General features: G+C 63.6%; 10 protein-coding genes and 5 tRNA genes. 7 read left to right on the top strand and 8 right to left on the bottom strand.

All coding sequences use genetic code 11. The features are described from left to right. Window positions 1-632: 632 nt before the first annotated feature. Window positions 633-1,016: a response regulator gene (locus tag CKY51_RS03140; protein ID WP_022973505.1), complete on the bottom strand. Its 384-nt coding sequence runs from the start codon at window positions 1,014-1,016 to the stop codon at window positions 633-635. A gap of 139 nt (window positions 1,017-1,155) precedes the next feature. Between CKY51_RS03140 and CKY51_RS03135 the strand changes: the two genes are divergently transcribed. After that, a tRNA-Leu gene (locus CKY51_RS03135) sits at window positions 1,156-1,242 on the top strand. 346 nt (window positions 1,243-1,588) lie between these two features. Continuing rightward, window positions 1,589-1,762: a hypothetical protein gene (locus tag CKY51_RS03130; protein ID WP_152248873.1), complete on the top strand. Its 174-nt coding sequence runs from the start codon at window positions 1,589-1,591 to the stop codon at window positions 1,760-1,762. A gap of 104 nt (window positions 1,763-1,866) precedes the next feature. Here the strand turns inward: CKY51_RS03130 and CKY51_RS03125 are convergent. The 6 genes from CKY51_RS03125 to CKY51_RS03100 form a co-directional block, all read right to left on the bottom strand. Then, a tRNA-Glu gene (locus CKY51_RS03125) sits at window positions 1,867-1,942 on the bottom strand. Between the two features lie 52 nt (window positions 1,943-1,994). Next, window positions 1,995-2,070 (bottom strand) — tRNA-Ala (locus CKY51_RS03120). 794 nt (window positions 2,071-2,864) lie between these two features. After that, window positions 2,865-2,940: transfer RNA gene (locus tag CKY51_RS03115), tRNA-Glu, on the bottom strand. 46 nt (window positions 2,941-2,986) lie between these two features. Next, window positions 2,987-3,062, bottom strand: a tRNA-Ala gene (locus CKY51_RS03110). 95 nt (window positions 3,063-3,157) lie between these two features. Continuing rightward, window positions 3,158-3,619 carry a c-type cytochrome gene (locus CKY51_RS03105; protein WP_022973506.1) on the bottom strand — a complete coding sequence of 154 codons (462 nt, stop codon included), beginning with the start codon at window positions 3,617-3,619 and terminating at the stop codon, window positions 3,158-3,160. A gap of 8 nt (window positions 3,620-3,627) precedes the next feature. Further along, window positions 3,628-4,044, bottom strand: coding sequence for a c-type cytochrome (locus CKY51_RS03100; protein ID WP_152248872.1), 417 nt, complete (start codon window positions 4,042-4,044; stop codon window positions 3,628-3,630). Between the two features lie 206 nt (window positions 4,045-4,250). Between CKY51_RS03100 and CKY51_RS03095 the strand changes: the two genes are divergently transcribed. The 4 genes from CKY51_RS03095 to CKY51_RS03080 all read left to right on the top strand — a co-directional run bounded on the left by CKY51_RS03095 (window position 4,251) and on the right by CKY51_RS03080 (window position 12,678). Then, entirely contained in the window at window positions 4,251-5,372 is a 1,122-nt protein-coding gene (locus CKY51_RS03095; protein ID WP_022973508.1) for an efflux RND transporter periplasmic adaptor subunit, read from the top strand. Beyond that, the gene (locus CKY51_RS03090) at window positions 5,369-8,866 is read left to right on the top strand and encodes an efflux RND transporter permease subunit (RefSeq protein ID WP_152248871.1); all 3,498 of its coding nucleotides are present in this window, start codon (window positions 5,369-5,371) and stop codon (window positions 8,864-8,866) included. The genes CKY51_RS03095 and CKY51_RS03090 overlap by 4 nt, the downstream gene beginning before the upstream one ends. Next, window positions 8,863-11,952 carry an efflux RND transporter permease subunit gene (locus tag CKY51_RS03085; protein WP_152248870.1) on the top strand — a complete coding sequence of 1,030 codons (3,090 nt, stop codon included), beginning with the start codon at window positions 8,863-8,865 and terminating at the stop codon, window positions 11,950-11,952. Before CKY51_RS03090 ends, CKY51_RS03085 begins: the two co-directional genes overlap by 4 nt. A gap of 231 nt (window positions 11,953-12,183) precedes the next feature. Beyond that, complete coding sequence (locus CKY51_RS03080) at window positions 12,184-12,678, top strand: hypothetical protein (protein WP_152248869.1); 495 nt, start codon at window positions 12,184-12,186, stop codon at window positions 12,676-12,678. Here CKY51_RS03080 and CKY51_RS03075 read toward each other — a convergent pair. Beyond that, window positions 12,675-13,721, bottom strand: a complete 1,047-nt coding sequence (locus CKY51_RS03075) for a cytochrome-c peroxidase (protein ID WP_152248868.1) — start codon at window positions 13,719-13,721, stop codon at window positions 12,675-12,677. The genes CKY51_RS03080 and CKY51_RS03075 overlap by 4 nt on opposite strands. A 5-nt stretch (window positions 13,722-13,726) precedes the next feature. Between CKY51_RS03075 and CKY51_RS03070 the strand changes: the two genes are divergently transcribed. Then, window positions 13,727-15,416, top strand: a 1,690-nt coding sequence (locus CKY51_RS03070; protein ID WP_211904858.1) for an IPT/TIG domain-containing protein, incomplete at its 3' end; no start/stop codon positions are given.

The raw sequence follows: 15,416 nt of genomic DNA, 5'->3' as shown, positions 1-15,416 counted from the left end.
GGCCAGCCAGTTCCGGGATGGCCTCCAGCAGCGGAAGGTCCAGTAAGGGGCGTTCGCCCATCAAGGCGCGGAAGCGCCGATTGGCTCGGCGGATATGGTGCCGCGGGCCCTGTACCACCGCCAGGAATGCGGTGGTCTGTTCGAAGGCGGCGGCGATTGCGTCCAGCACAGGCAGCGAGGGCAGGGCGGGCGGCGCGGCGGCCAGCGGCGTGGCGGCGACGTACAAGGTGCCCAGGCACTGGCCATCCTCGTGCAGGATCGGGCTGCGCGACCAGACCGACGATCGCAGATCGGTGAGCAGGTCCGGCGCATGCTCGGCCAGCGACTGTGCGAACACCAGCGGATGACGCACCCCAAGCCAGGCGATGCAGGCATCGTTGTAGATGCACTGTTCCTGCGGGCCCCAGCTCAGCAGCATCGGCACCTGCGCATGCAGGCACAGGGAGAGCGCGCTGCGCAGGGCGGGGTGCAGGCAGGCAACCCCCGCGCTGGCCTGCGCGCTGGCCAGCAGCCGTTGGGCGGTCTCGCTCTCCCTTGGCAGTGTACTTGCCAACGCCGACACAACGGTTTCCATCCGGCGCTCATTCGTCATTGGATGCACGATTCTAGTGACAGGCGGAGCAACGGCAATGCTAGTCGTCTGTGTGGCGTCTGCGTTGCCGCGCCTGGTCCAGGGCCTGGGTCAATTCGTCGGAGAGATAGGGCTTGGTCAGTACGACCGCCTGGGCGAAACCATCCGGGAGCGTATCGGCTGCCACGCCGGTTGCCAGTACGAAGGCAATGCCGCTATGGCCGAGCTGGCGTGCGATCGGCTCGCTGGTCTGACCATTGCCCAGGCGATAGTCCAGCACCGCCAGATCGGGAGACTCGGCCTGGATGATCCGCAAGGCGTCGGCGACGTCGCCCACCGGGCCGAGGACCACAGCGCCGAGTTGGGCGAGCTGCAGCTCCAACAACATGGCATTCATGTCGTCGTTCTCGACCACGAGCACCCGCACCCCACGCAACGCCGACATTGCTTACTCCTTCACGTAAGTGCACGAGTATATCGACCCCGTTACTGAAGCGTGCCCGACGCGGCGCGCTTGGCTGAATTCGTCAGGCGCGTCCTGACACTATTCAGTTCGTGAATGAGTCGCTATACTGCGCGGCCACGCCGAAGTGGCGGAATCGGTAGACGCAGCGGACTCAAAATCCGCCGCCCTTAAAAGCGTGTGGGTTCGAGTCCCACCTTCGGCACCAAACACCCTTGCTTCGGCAAGGACTGACGGCTCTCCTGGCTTCCTCCAGGCGGGCCGTCGGCGTTTTCGGCGATCGAGAATGGTGTGTGACGCTCGGTTGGTCTTGCCAACGACGTGGCAGCTGGGTGGCAAGCGTCGCCAACTTTGCTCTCTATCGCCAGGTGTGTGCGCGTTTGTGATGGCAACCGGTCGGCAATCGTTCCTGGCGTCGATGCTGCCGCGACGGTCCGCTGCGGCGCGGTGTGCTTGGCGATCGCAGTGCATTCCATCCGTGTGGTTCGGTCTGCAGGCACGCGCTCGTCACGGCGGCGCAGTACGGTGGTAAGCCCTCCACTGTGGGTGCCGACATGTCCTCCGATTCCGAGCAACTGCGCATCTTGCGCGACATCCATGCTGCCACACCGGTGACCCAGGACGAGGCCGATTGGGCGGTCCGGGCGGGCTACGCCACGCACGCCGAAGACGGCGATATCGACCTGACGCATGAAGGACGCAAGGCGCTGGATAGCGGTCAGGCATGAGCGCGGCGGCGGCAGTGCGCGGCATTGGGCTGGTGATGATGCCGACCGGCGTGCTGCCAACTGCGAGCGCAACAAAAAGCCCCGCATTGCGGGGCTGATGTCGTTGGCGTCCCCACGGGGATTCGAACCCCGGTCGCCACCGTGAAAGGGTGATGTCCTAGGCCTCTAGACGATGGGGACGCGTAAACGAACGGACCTGATTGTCGCTTTCAGACGGCCTATGTCCGAAAGTTGGTGGAGCCAGGCGGGATCGAACCGCCGACCTCCTGCATGCCATGCAGGCGCTCTCCCAGCTGAGCTATGGCCCCACGATGCTGCGAGCCCGCAATCATAGCGACATCTTTTCGTTTTGGGAAGCAGCGTTGGGAAATTTTCACTGCCTGCCGCGCGGTGGGCGACGAGGGCTGCGATCTCGCGATCCTCGATGGCGTGGAAGCGCTGACGTCCGTGCTTGTGTGTGTCCTTATCCGGCGTGGACGTCGAGCGATGCGGACTCGGTGCAGGTGCCGCAGCGAAGATGTCGGTGCGCGCCGCGATGCCGTTGTCGATCGCGCCGAGGGTGTCGCGGCCGCTGTGCGCGGTGCCGGCCGCGTGTGGGGCGGCGGCTTGCTGTCGTTGTGGGTGGCGAGCGGTTGCGGATGCGCCGATCGGCGCATCGGTTTGCATGCCCTGACGAACAATGCGGCGAACGTGGTGTCGGAGGTTTTCATTGCTTCCATTTGCTCCGATGGCGGCATGTTGCGATTTCGGGCGAGGCGATCAGCACGCGATGCGCGAGGGGGGGGCGCCGACCATGCGATCGGTCGCGCCCGGCATTTCCAGGTCCGTGCTCGGCCAAGCGAGCTGGGCGTCGATGGCGGGCGCAGACACGACGCTGCCTTTGCGCGATGGCTGTCGCGCTGAATGAAATGTGGGGCGTGAGCTGGGCGAGGCGGTTTGTATGGCGCGTGTTGGCGCGCCTGATCGAGCGTGCCGGTTGTCTGCGTAACAGCGCGATGCTGTCGCCGAAAGAAGTGCTCTGTCGTTGCGCCGAACAAGTGGAGTTTGCGTGGTCAGCACGAAGGCATAAAAAAACCCCGGCAGGGCCGGGGTTTTGGATGATTGGCGTCCCCACGGGGATTCGAACCCCGGTCGCCACCGTGAAAGGGTGATGTCCTAGGCCTCTAGACGATGGGGACGCGTATCAAAACCGATTGTCACTTTCAGATGGCCTAGATCCGAAAGTGGTGGAGCCAGGCGGGATCGAACCGCCGACCTCCTGCATGCCATGCAGGCGCTCTCCCAGCTGAGCTATGGCCCCACGAAACTGAGAAAGAAATCATAGCGGCCTATTAATGTTCGCGCAAGCGCTTTTTCACATCGGGCGGCGTGACACCGCGCAGGCAACAGCTGCGCTCAATGCACGCCATGCAGGTCGTGCAACTGGCTAGGGCGCGACCCGAAGTAGGCGGCCAGGTCGGCGATGTCCTGATCGCTCAAGGCCGTGGCCTGTGCGGTCATCAACGGATGCTGGCGATCGCCGCTGCGATAGGCCTGCAAGGCGTGGGCGAGGTAATCGCCATACTGGCCGCCCAGTTTGGGATAGCTCGGGTCGATGGGGGCATTGCCATCGGCGCCGTGGCAATCCACGCAGCTCTGTCCAGTGGCCTTGCCTTTTGCATGGGCGAGGGCATCGCCGGCTGCACTGCGGCCCTGCGGCAGACCGGCCGAAGAACCTGAGCCGTGCTCGCCGCTGGCATGGCCAGGGTCGCCTGCGGAATGATCGGGGGATTCGACTTGCGATTGGGAACAGGAGGCCGCCAACAAGGCAGCGACCAGGACGATGGCTAGACGCGGAGCGTGCAGGGCGTTCGGCATGTGGGCGCTTACTTGAGGGTGGACAGGAAGGCGGCGATGTCGGCGATGTCCTGTTCGGAGAAGCTCTGCGCCTGCGCCTGCATGGTCGGGTGTTTACGCTTGCCCTGGCGGTATTCGGTCAAGGCCTGGGTCAGGTATTGGTTGGTCTGGCCACCGATCTTGGGGACGCGGTAGCTCGGGTAGGCATTCTTGTAGCCGGTGACCCCATGGCAGCCCTGGCAGGTATATGTCAGCAGCCGGCCATTCTCGGGGTTGCCGGTGGGCGCCGCCGGTGCGGGCGCAGGGGCAGGGCTGGTGGTCCCCGGGGTCGGGGCGGCCGCGGCCGGGGTGGCCGGCGCGGGCGGAGTAGACGGTGTAGCCAAGGCGCCCCCAAACGGCAGGAAGACGACCAGAGCGAGACAAGCGGCGAGCGGCTGCGGGCGCATGGTTTCGTATCCGGAAGACTGGTTGGAGCGTCCGCACGTGGGGGCGTCACGGAACCGGACCGAGTATGCCTGCGATTTGGTGTTACGCAAACCGGGGTGAATAGGCGGGGTCGCTCCGACCATGACCTTTGGCGCATTGGCGGCATGAGGGTATAGGTGGTCTACTTGACTACAACACCTGTTCACGCATCCACCAGGACACGCCGATGCTGCCACTTTCCCTCCTTTCCGGCCGCCGCGGCACCTGCGCCGCCGCGTTGATGATGACCACCCTGTTATTGCTGCCCGGCTGCGGTGCCGGCAACAAGGCCGCAGCTGCCGAAGAGAAGAAGGCAGTCGACGCGGTGCCGGTGGAGGCGGCCAAGGCGGCGCGACGGGCCGTGGCTGCCAGCTACACCGGCACTGCCGCGCTCGAGCCGCGGGCCGAATCGCAGGTGGTTGCCAAGACGTCCGGCGTCGCGCTGGCCGTGTTGGTGGAAGAAGGCCAGAAGGTGACCGCCGGACAGGCGCTGGTGCGCCTGGATCCGGACCGTGCGCGTCTGGCAGTGGCGCAAAGCGAGGCGCAGTTGCGCAAGCTGGAAAACAGCTACCGTCGCGCCAACCAACTGGTCAGCCAGCAATTGGTCAGTGCCGCCGATGTCGACCAGTTGAAGTTCGACGTGGAGAACGTGCGTGCCCAGCACCGATTGGCATCACTGGAGTTGTCCTATGCGACCGTGCAGGCGCCAATCTCCGGCGTCATCGCCTCGCGCTCGATCAAGACCGGCAACTTCGTGCAGATCAACACGCCGATCTTCCGCATCGTCGACGATTCGCAGCTCGAGGCCACGCTCAATGTGCCCGAGCGCGAGCTGGCCACCTTGAAGGCCGGACAGCCGGTGACCTTGCTGGCCGATGCCTTGCCGGGCCAGCAGTTCGTCGGCAGGGTCGATCGGATTGCGCCGGTGGTGGATTCGGGCAGCGGTACCTTCCGGGTGGTGTGCGCGTTCGGCAAGGGCGCCGAGGCGCTGCAGCCTGGCATGTTCGGCCGCATCCGCATCGATTACGACCAGCGCAAGGACGCCTTGGTGATTCCGCGACTGGCCTTGCTCGACGACGGCGACCCGGCGGTGTTCGTGGTGCGCAACGGCAAGGTCAGCCGGGTGCCGGTCAAGCTTGGCTATGCCGAAGGGCCATGGCTGGAGGTCCGGCAGGGGCTGAAGGAAGGCGACCAGGTCGTCACCGCTGGCAAGGTCGCCCTGCGTGACGGCACAACGGTGCAGATCATCGGCCAGCCCGATCGCAAGCCGGCCGTTGCGGCAGGCGAGAGCACCGAGAAGCGCGCATGAGCGGCCATCCCGACGACCACGCTGGCGCGCATGCACCGGCGTCCGGCGGCGGCTTGGTGGCGTTCGCCACCCGGCGTCGCGTGACCATCGCGATGATCACCGTGACCATGCTGCTGTTCGGCCTGATCGCACTGCACAGCCTGAAGGTCAATCTGCTGCCCGACCTCAGCTATCCGACGCTGACCGTGCGCACCGAATACACCGGGGCGGCGCCAGCGGAGATCGAGACGCTGGTCACCGAGCCGGTGGAAGAGGCGGTCGGGGTGGTCAAAAACCTGCGCAAGCTCAAGTCGATCTCGCGCACCGGCCAGAGCGATGTGGTGCTGGAATTCGCCTGGGGCACCAATATGGACCAGGCAGGCCTGGAGGTGCGCGACAAGATGGAGGCGCTGTCGTTGCCGCTGGAGGCCAAGCCGCCGGTGTTGCTGCGCTTCAATCCTTCCACCGAGCCGATCATGCGGCTGGTGCTGTCGCCCAAGCAGGCCGCGCAATCGGACACCGATGCGATCCGCCAGCTCACCGGGCTGCGCCGCTATGCCGACGAAGACCTGAAAAAGAAGCTCGAGCCAGTGGCCGGGGTCGCCGCGGTCAAGGTCGGCGGCGGTCTGGAGGATGAAATCCAGGTCGATCTCGACCAGCAGAAGCTGGCGCAGCTCAACCTGCCGATCGACAACGTCATCACGCGCCTGAAGGAGGAGAACGTCAACATCTCCGGCGGGCGGCTGGAAGAAGGGTCGCAGCGCTATCTGGTGCGCACGGTCAACCAGTTCGTCGATCTGGACGAGATCCGCAACATGCTGGTGACCACGCAAAGCAGCAGCGGCAGTGCCGCCGAAGCAGCGATGCAACAGATGTATGCGATTGCCGCTGCCACCGGTTCGCAGGCGGCGCTGGCGGCCGCGGCCGAAGTGCAGAGCACCTCGTCCAGTTCCACCAGCAGCATCGCCGGCGGCATGCCGGTCCGTTTGAAGGACGTGGCCGAAGTCCGCCAGGGCTACAAAGAGCGCGAGGCGATCATCCGCCTGGGCGGCAAGGAAGCGGTGGAATTGGCGATCTACAAGGAAGGTGACGCCAATACCGTGTCCACCGCCGCGGCGCTGCGCAAGCGGCTGGAACAGCTCAAGTCCACCGTGCCTGCGGACGTGGAGATCACCACGATCGAGGACCAGTCGCACTTCATCGAACATGCGATCAGCGACGTCAAGAAGGATGCGGTGATCGGCGGCGTGCTGGCGATCCTGATCATCTTTCTGTTCCTGCGCGATGGCTGGAGCACGTTCGTGATCAGCCTGTCGTTGCCGGTGTCGATCATCACCACGTTCTTCTTCATGGGGCAGCTGGGGCTGAGCCTCAATGTGATGTCGCTGGGCGGATTGGCGCTGGCGACCGGCCTGGTGGTGGACGACTCGATCGTGGTGCTGGAAAGCATCGCCAAGGCGCGCGAGCGCGGCCTGAGCGTATTGGATGCGGCCATCGCCGGCACCCGCGAAGTGAGCATGGCGGTGATGGCGTCCACCTTGACCACCATCGCGGTGTTCCTGCCACTGGTGTTCGTCGAAGGTATCGCTGGCCAGTTGTTCCGCGACCAGGCCTTGACCGTGGCGATTGCCATCGCGATCTCGCTGGTGGTGTCGATGACGCTGATTCCGATGCTGAGCTCGCTGAAAGGCACGGCACCGATGGCGTTCCCCGACGAGCCCGCGCATCCGCAATGGCGGCCCGAGCGTGGTTGGCTCAAGCCGGTGGCGGCAGGCCGGCGCGGCGTCGGTGCAGGGATTCGTTCTGCATTCTTCGGTGCGGCCTGGCTAGTGGTGCGGGCGTGGCGGTTGCTGACCCGAATCATTGGCCCGGTGATGCGCAAGGCCAGCGATCTTGCGATGGCGCCGTATGCGCGTGCCGAGCGAGGTTACCTGGCCATCCTGCCGGCCGCGCTGCGGCGACCGGGGCTGGTGCTCGGCCTGGCCGCGGTCGCCTTCGTCGGTACGCTGCTGCTGGTGCCTTTGCTAGGTGCGGATTTGATCCCGCAGCTGGCGCAGGACCGCTTCGAGATGACGGTCAAGCTGCCTGCTGGAACGCCGTTGGCGCAGACCGACGGCCTGGTGCGCGAACTGCAGCTCGCGCACGACAAGGATCCGGACATCGCCTCGCTGTACGGCGTCAGCGGAAGCGGTACGCGGTTGGATGCCAATCCGACCGAAAGCGGCGAGAACATCGGCAAGCTCACCGTGGTGATGGCCGGTGGCGGTAGTGCCGCGATCGAGGCGGCTGCCACCGAACGACTGCGCGCCAGCATGGCCGCCCATCCGGGAGCACAGGTGGACTTCGCACGGCCAGCATTGCTCAGTTTCTCCACGCCGCTGGAAGTGGAACTGCGCGGGCAGGATCTGGGCGAGTTGGAGCAGGCCGGGCAGCGGTTGGCGGCGATGCTGCGCGCCAATGGTCACTACGCCGACGTCAAGTCGACCGTGGAAGAGGGGTTTCCCGAAATCCAGATCCGCTTCGATCAGGAGCGTGCCGCTGCGCTGGGCCTGACCACGCGGCAGATCGCCGATGTCATCGTCAAGAAGGTGCGTGGCGATGTCGCGACCCGCTACAGCTTCCGCGATCGCAAGATCGATGTGCTGGTACGTGCCCAGCGCAGCGACCGCGCCAGCGTGGATGCGATCCGGCAGCTGATCGTCAATCCTGGCAGCAGCCGTCCGGTGCGCTTGTCGGCGGTGGCCGAGGTGGTAGCCACCACCGGTCCCAGCGAGATCCATCGTGCCGATCAGACGCGGGTGGCGATCGTCTCGGCCAGCCTGCGCGACATCGACCTGGGCGGAGCCGTACGCGAGGTCGAGTCGATGGTGCGCGCCAATCCCTTGGGTGCCGGCGTTGGCATGCACATCGGTGGCCAGGGCGAAGAGTTATCGCAATCGGTGAAGTCGTTGTTGTTCGCCTTCGGCCTGGCGATCTTCCTGGTTTATCTGGTCATGGCCTCGCAGTTCGAATCGCTGCTGCATCCCTTCGTCATCCTGTTCACCATTCCATTGGCAATGGTGGGTGCCGTGCTCGCGCTGCTGCTGACCGGCAAACCGGTTTCGGTGGTGGTGTTCATCGGCTTGATCCTGCTGGTCGGCCTGGTGACCAAGAACGCGATCATCCTGATCGACAAGGTGAACCAGCTGCGCGAGGAGGGCGTGGCCAAGCAGGCGGCCTTGATCGAAGGCGCGCGATCGCGCTTGCGGCCGATCATCATGACGACCTTGTGCACGCTGTTCGGTTTCCTGCCGTTGGCGGTGGCGATGGGCGAGGGTGCCGAAGTGCGCGCGCCGATGGCGATCACGGTGATCGGTGGCCTGCTCGTCTCGACCTTGTTGACCCTGCTGGTCATTCCGGTGGTCTATGACTTGCTGGATCGGCGCGCCGATGCCGAATATCTGGAGCGCGGGCGCCGCATGGCCCGCCGGCGTGCCGCGACCGGCGGCCACGACGACGGATTGGAGGCGGTATGAGCGTTGCTGCCTTCAGCATTCGCCGGCCCGTCACCACCATCATGTGTTTCGTGTCGCTGGTGGTGGTCGGCCTGATTGCGGCGTTCCGGTTGCCGCTGGAGGCGCTGCCGGACATTTCTGCGCCGTTCCTGTTCGTGCAACTGCCGTATACCGGCTCGACCCCGGACGAGGTCGAGCGCAATCTGGTGCGTCCGGCCGAGGAAGCATTGGCGACCATGACCGGCATCAAGCGCATGCGCTCGACCGCTACCGCCGATGGCGCCAACATCTTCATCGAGTTCTCCGACTGGGACCGCGATATCGCCATCGCCGCCTCCGACGCCCGCGAGCGCCTGGACGCGATCCGCGACGACCTGCCCACCGACTTGCAGCGCTTCCATATCTTCAAGTGGTCCAGCAGCGACGAGCCGGTATTGAAGGTGCGCCTGGCCAGCCAGACCGACCTGACCGGCGCCTACGACATGCTCGACCGCGAGTTCAAGCAGCGGATCGAGCGCATTCCTGGCGTGGCCAAGGTGGAGATCGGCGGCGCGCCGCCGAGCGAAGTGGAAATCGCCATCGCGCCGGACCGGTTGACTGCGCACGACCTCAGCCTCAACGAGCTCAGCGAGCGCCTGGGTAAGCTGAACTTCTCGGTCTCCGCCGGACAGATCGACGACAACGGTCAACGCATTCGCGTGCAGCCGGTCGGCGAGTTGCGCGACCTGCAGGAGCTGCGCGACCTGGTCCTCAATGCCAAGGGCCTGCGCCTCGGCGATATCGCCGACGTGCGGCTCAAGCCGACGCGGATGAATTATGGCCGGCGGCTGGACGGGCGCCCGGCGATCGGTCTGGATATCTACAAGGAGCGCAGTGCCAACCTGGTGGACGTGTCCAAGGCGGCGCTGAAGGAAGTGGAGGACATTCGCGCCCAGCCTGCCATGCGCGACGTACAGGTCAAGGTGATCGACAATCAGGGCAAGGCAGTGACGTCCTCTTTGGCGGAACTGGCCGAAGCCGGCGCGGTCGGTCTGCTGCTGTCGGTGACCGTGCTGTTCTTCTTTCTGCGGCATTGGCCATCGACCTTGATGGTCACCCTGGCTATCCCGATCTGCTTCGCCATCACCTTGGGCTTCATGTACTTCGTCGGCGTGACGCTCAACATCCTGACCATGATGGGCTTGTTGTTGGCAGTCGGCATGCTGGTGGACAACGCCGTCGTCGTGGTGGAGAGCATCTACCAGGAACGTGAGCGCATGCCGGGTCAGCCGCAACGCGCAGCGCTGCTGGGTACCCGTCATGTGGCGATCGCCTTGAGTGCGGGCACGCTGTGTCACTGCATCGTGTTCGTGCCCAACCTGTTCGGCGAGACCAATAACATCAGCATCTTCATGGCGCAGATCGCCATCACCATCTCGGTGTCGTTGCTGGCCTCCTGGCTGGTCGCGATCAGCCTGATCCCGATGCTGTCCGCACGCATGAAGACACCACCGATGGTGACTTCCGAGCGCGGTGTCATCGCCCGCCTGCAGCGACGCTATGCCTCCCTGCTGGCGTGGACGCTGGCGCACCGCGGCTGGAGCGTGGCCGGCATCGTGCTGGTCAGTGCGATCAGCCTGGTGCCGATGAAGCTGACCAAGATCGACATGTTCGGCGGCGACGGCGGCAACGAGGCGGTGATCCGCTATCAATGGAAGGGCTCGTACACACGCGAGCAGCTGGGCGACGAAGTCGGCCGGGTCGAGCGCTACCTCGAGGCCAATCGCAGCAAGTACCACATCACCCAGATCTATTCCTGGTTCAGCGAAGTCGAAGGCAGTAACACCGTCATCACCTTCGATGCGAGCAAGGTCAAGGACCTGCCACCATTGATGGAACAGATCCGCAAGGAGCTGCCGCGCTCGGCGCGCGCCGACTACAGCATCGGCAATCAGGGGAATGGCAACGGGAGCGGCGGGCAGGAAGTGCAGGTGCAGTTGGTCGGCGATTCGGCCCAGTCCCTGCAGGCGCTGGCCGACGAAGTGGTGCCGTTGCTGGCCCAGCGCAAGGAATTGCGCGATGTGCATGTCGATACCGGCGATCGCACCAGCGAGCTGGCGATTCGGGTGGATCGCGAACGTGCCGCGGCCTTTGGCTTCAGTGCCGAACAGGTCGCCAGCTTCGTTGGCTTGGCCTTGCGTGGCACACCGCTGCGCGAGTTCCGGCGTGGCGACAACGAGGTACCGGTGTGGGTGCGCTTTGCCGGCGCCGAGCAGAGCAAGCCGGAGGATCTGGCCAGTTTCAGCGTGCGCACCAAGGACGGCCGCAGCGTCCCCCTGCTCAGCCTGGTCGACGTCAAGATCCGCCCGGCCGCGACCCAGATCGGCCGCACCAACCGCCAGACCACATTGACCATCAAGGCCAATCCCGCCGCCAAGGTCACCATGCCGGAAGCACGCGCGGCGATGGAAGGGCCGCTGAAGGCGCTGCAGTTCCCGGCCGGCTACAGCTACACCTTCGATGGCGGCGACTATCAGGACGACAACGAAGCGATGGGCCAGATGCTGTTCAATCTGGTGATCGCGCTGGTGATGATCTACGTGGTGATGGCGGCGGTGTTCGAATCGTTGCTGTTCCCGGCCGCGATCATGAGTGGCGTGCTGTTCTCGATCTTCGGCGTGTTCTGGCTGTTCTGGATCACCGGAACCGCGTTCGGCATCATGTCTTTCATCGGCATCCTGGTGCTGATGGGCGTGGTGGTGAACAACGGCATCGTGATGATCGAGCACATCAACAACCTGCGCCGCCGCGGCATGGGCCGCACCCAGGCGTTGATCGAGGGATCGCGCGAGCGGCTGCGGCCGATCATGATGACCATGGGCACCGCGATCCTGGCCATGGTGCCGATCTCGCTGACCAGCACCACCATGTTCAGCGATGGACCGCCGTACTTCCCGATGGCGCGCGCCATCGCCGGCGGTCTGGCCTTCTCGACCGTGGTCAGCCTGCTGTTCCTGCCCACCATTTACGCAATCCTGGACGACATGAGTAATGGCGTGTCGGCATTGGTGCGGCGCGCGCGTGGCTTGCCGAAGGCCGCGCCCTCGGCTGCCGCTGCCGCGCCGTGAGTACGTGTGGCCGTGGTTCTGCAGGCCCTCTAGACAGTGAGGCAGAGCCTATCCTGCGTGTGGGCGTCCCGGTCGACAGGGACGCCCCATCTGTGCAGATAACCTCTAACCAGTTCAATGAGTGAGGTATGCAGACGTTTGTTGCCATTGCTCCGATGCCGGAGAATGCCGGTCGCGTTCGGTTCTTGATATTCTTCGCTCTCCTGTTGCGATTGGCCTTGGGGAATGGGTATGCATCGTCTGGTGAAGGGTGGGCTGGTCGTTTTGTTGGTCGCCTTGTGCGGCTGTAATGCGCAAGACGCAGGCTCAGGCAAGGGGCAAGCAGCCACTGATGCTCCCAAGCAGGACGCTACGGTGGCGACCATCAATCAGGTGCTGGTTTCAGCCGACGACGGAGCGGCTTCCGACCAGAGTAGGCCGCAGCAGATTACTCCGCAGACGCCCATCGCCGTGACTGTCCTTGTCACGCATCCTGGCGTGGAGTCGCCAGCGGTTTCACTGCGTCTGATCGACTTGGGTAACGGAAAAACGCTGGATCAGCAAACCGGCTCGATCGTAAAAGGGCAGGACGCCGTGCATTTCCAGTTCAAGCCGAATCCAGCATGGTCCAGTGGCCGTCACGTACTGGAAGCGCGTCTCGGCGCGCTGGGTAAGGTCTTCCAACGCGAGTTTGATGTCGCCAGCGCGCCCTCTGCAGCAGCGGGTGCAGATCCATCTGCGCATTAGCGCGCTTCCGTTGGCAGGTCGTCCAAGGCGTGCAGGAAGGCGCGCAGGTCGTTCTGTTCGTCCACAGTCAATGAAATGGATCTTCCGCGGGCAAGGCCGCGGTAATAGATTTCCCGTTGGATCGCTTCAGTCAGCGCCGCGATGCTGCCATCGTGCATGTACGGCGCGGTGCGCGTCACGTTCCGCAGCGTCGGTGTCCGGTATGCAGCCAGGTCGGTGCCTTTACCGGTAATCGCAAAACGGCCCAGCGCGGCCATATCAGGATCCGACAGCACGATTTCCGATACGGGAATGCCTTGGGCGCGCTTGTTGTTGAAAGCCGCGATGACGTTTGCGACCCGACCGTTGATGCGCTCAAGCCCGACATTGGAATGATGGAACTGGTTATCGGTGAACGCAGCCGATTGCCCTGCAGACAGGTGGCAGGAGGAGCACTCCGCCTTTCCATTGAAAACTGCCAGCCCGCGTCGCTCGGCGTCTGTCAGGGCCTTGGTGTTGCCTCGAGCGTATTCGTCATATCGGCTGCGTCCACTCCTGACCGAGCGTAGATACGCCAGTATGGCTGCTGAAATGCGCGTTTCATCGACGCCGTCATCGCCGAACGCCAGCTTGAACTGTGCCCGATACGACGCCTTCGTCTGTATCGATCGTAGCAGCGTGCTCATATTCGGCTGTGCCATCTCGGCCCGATTGGTAAATGCAGCCACCGACGCATGGCGCAGACTTTGCCCGCGCCCGTCCCAGAAAAAAACGGTGAAATAAGGCAGATCCAACAAGCTGGGCGCATTGCGCGTGCCAATGGAGTGCCCGCCAACCACAGGAACCGGCGTTGATTGCGCGAAAGCGTGTCTTGCCACATGGCACGAAGCACAGGCCATGCTGCCCGTCGCGCTCAGCGAAGCGTCATTGAACAGCGTTTGACCTAGCTCGCTCGTGGCTTTCGCTCGATGATCCTCTTTTAGGAATATGGTCTCTTTGAGGATTGATGATCCGATAAGAATCAAGGCTCCAATTGCTGTTGAGATAAACAATTTATTGGACATATGTCTTGATTCGATTTTCCAATGCATTTATTAAATCATCACAAAGCAGAACCCGCCCTCAATGCTGTTCGACAGACTACAAGGAAAGCCTCATGGAAGGGCAGTCGTCCAGGCATGGCCAGGTGTTGGGGCGTGTTGGAAAACAGAACGACCGCAAGATCGGCCACCCTGGCAGTGCGCTTTTACTCCTGCTGTTCTTTCTGCTCACGTCAGTGGCAGTCGCGACAAATTATTCGTACGACGCCAGTGGTCGATTGGTTGCGGTACGCAACGACGCCGGCGCAAGTGCGCGCTACAGCTATGACAGCATGGGGAATCTAATCGCGGTCGATCGTGTCGCTGCCGATCAACTTGCGATCTTTACCTTTGCCCCAGGGCGTGGCGCGCCAGGCACCACCGTCAAGATCACAGGGCAGGGCTTCAATGACGCGGCAACGCAGGATGAGGTCAAGTTCAACGGCGTCACCGCCACCGTCGTGAGTGCTGGCTTCAATGAGTTGATCGCCACCGTACCCTCGGGTGCGACGACAGGCGCCATTACGGTCACCGTGGGTAGCGCTACTGCGCGTAGTGCAACTGACTTCATTGTCGATACCGCAGCCTTGGCGCCGACGATTGCATCGGTGGCACCATTGATCGTGGCGGTAGGGGATCAAGTGACCGTTTCCGGCCAGCACCTGTTGCCGGTCGCAGGCCAGACATCTGTATTTTTCAATGGCCGAACAGTCTCTGCGACCAGTTTGTCCGACACGCAGATCGTTTTCATCGTTCCGCCAGCGCTAGGCAGCGGCAGGGTGACTGTGACTACTCCATATGGCTCGGCCACCAGCTCTCAGGATGTGGTCGTGGTGCCGACGGGTGTAGCGACCAGCGACATCGAGTCAGTAAGTCGCGTGTCACTTGACGCCTCGCCACCGGCAATGTTGTTGAATGCGAAAGACAAGGCTGTTGCTGTGCTCTATGACGCATCCTCGGCCGACCTTGTCAGTCTGCAGTTCGGCGGCCTGGGGACATCGACCCTCAGCTACACCGTCTATGGCCCGACAAATGCCAGCTTGGCAAGCGGGTCGGTCTCGTCGAGCAGTCCGTCGGTCCATTTGCCGAAGGGACGAGCTAATGGCACCTACATGGTCCTGCTGCGTGCCTCGGACGCACCGGCCAGTTGGACATTGGCGATAGAAAAGGCAGGGTTCCTTTCTATCAATGGCAATGTGCTTTCCCTACCACTGACCGGTATCGCGCAGAGTAAGCGCTTGTACTTCACCGCGGCGGCAGGTCAAAACCTAGGCCTGGGCCTGAGCGAGCTGGTGACGCCTAATGCCAGCGGTTTTGCTTATCTGGCGGTTTATAGCCCGGACGGCTGGTTCGTGACGGATCAACAATGCTTTGCGGGCAACGACGGTTGTCAGGTCAACCTGCCCAACACCGTGGCTGGGACCTACAGCGTCATTGTCACTTCGCCTTACGACGGTGATCACACGATGAGCTTCAAGAGCACGCTCTCCAGTGACGTCACCGGAACCCTGACGGCAGACACCGCACAGACCTTGACCTTGGGACGGCGCGGCCAGAATGAGCGGCTGAGCTTTGCCGGCACGGCCGGTCAAACCTTGGCATTGCAAGTTGCCGGGCAGGCAACGTTCCCGGCAGGCCGCCAGGCCTACTACAGGGTGTACGCCCCCGACGGCACGACAC

Origin of the sequence: Xanthomonas maliensis (assembly GCF_009192945.1) — a bacterium.
In the GTDB taxonomy this organism is placed as follows: Bacteria; Pseudomonadota; Gammaproteobacteria; order Xanthomonadales; family Xanthomonadaceae; genus Xanthomonas; species Xanthomonas maliensis.
Note: the sequence above shows the minus strand (reverse complement) of the source record. Positions and strands in the feature narration are given on the sequence as shown.

What these genes read in the sequence shown, in the direction of transcription:
- CKY51_RS03140 (WP_022973505.1), bottom strand. Translation starts at nt 1,016, where the DNA reads ATGTCGGCGTTGCGTGGGGTGCGGGTGCTCGTGGTCGAGAACGACGAC.
- CKY51_RS03130 (WP_152248873.1), top strand. Translation starts at nt 1,589, where the DNA reads ATGTCCTCCGATTCCGAGCAACTGCGCATCTTGCGCGACATCCATGCT.
- CKY51_RS03085 (WP_152248870.1), top strand. Translation starts at nt 8,863, where the DNA reads ATGAGCGTTGCTGCCTTCAGCATTCGCCGGCCCGTCACCACCATCATG.
- CKY51_RS03100 (WP_152248872.1), bottom strand. Translation starts at nt 4,044, where the DNA reads ATGCGCCCGCAGCCGCTCGCCGCTTGTCTCGCTCTGGTCGTCTTCCTG.
- CKY51_RS03080 (WP_152248869.1), top strand. Translation starts at nt 12,184, where the DNA reads ATGCATCGTCTGGTGAAGGGTGGGCTGGTCGTTTTGTTGGTCGCCTTG.
- CKY51_RS03075 (WP_152248868.1), bottom strand. Translation starts at nt 13,721, where the DNA reads ATGTCCAATAAATTGTTTATCTCAACAGCAATTGGAGCCTTGATTCTT.
- CKY51_RS03095 (WP_022973508.1), top strand. Translation starts at nt 4,251, where the DNA reads ATGCTGCCACTTTCCCTCCTTTCCGGCCGCCGCGGCACCTGCGCCGCC.
- CKY51_RS03105 (WP_022973506.1), bottom strand. Translation starts at nt 3,619, where the DNA reads ATGCCGAACGCCCTGCACGCTCCGCGTCTAGCCATCGTCCTGGTCGCT.
- CKY51_RS03090 (WP_152248871.1), top strand. Translation starts at nt 5,369, where the DNA reads ATGAGCGGCCATCCCGACGACCACGCTGGCGCGCATGCACCGGCGTCC.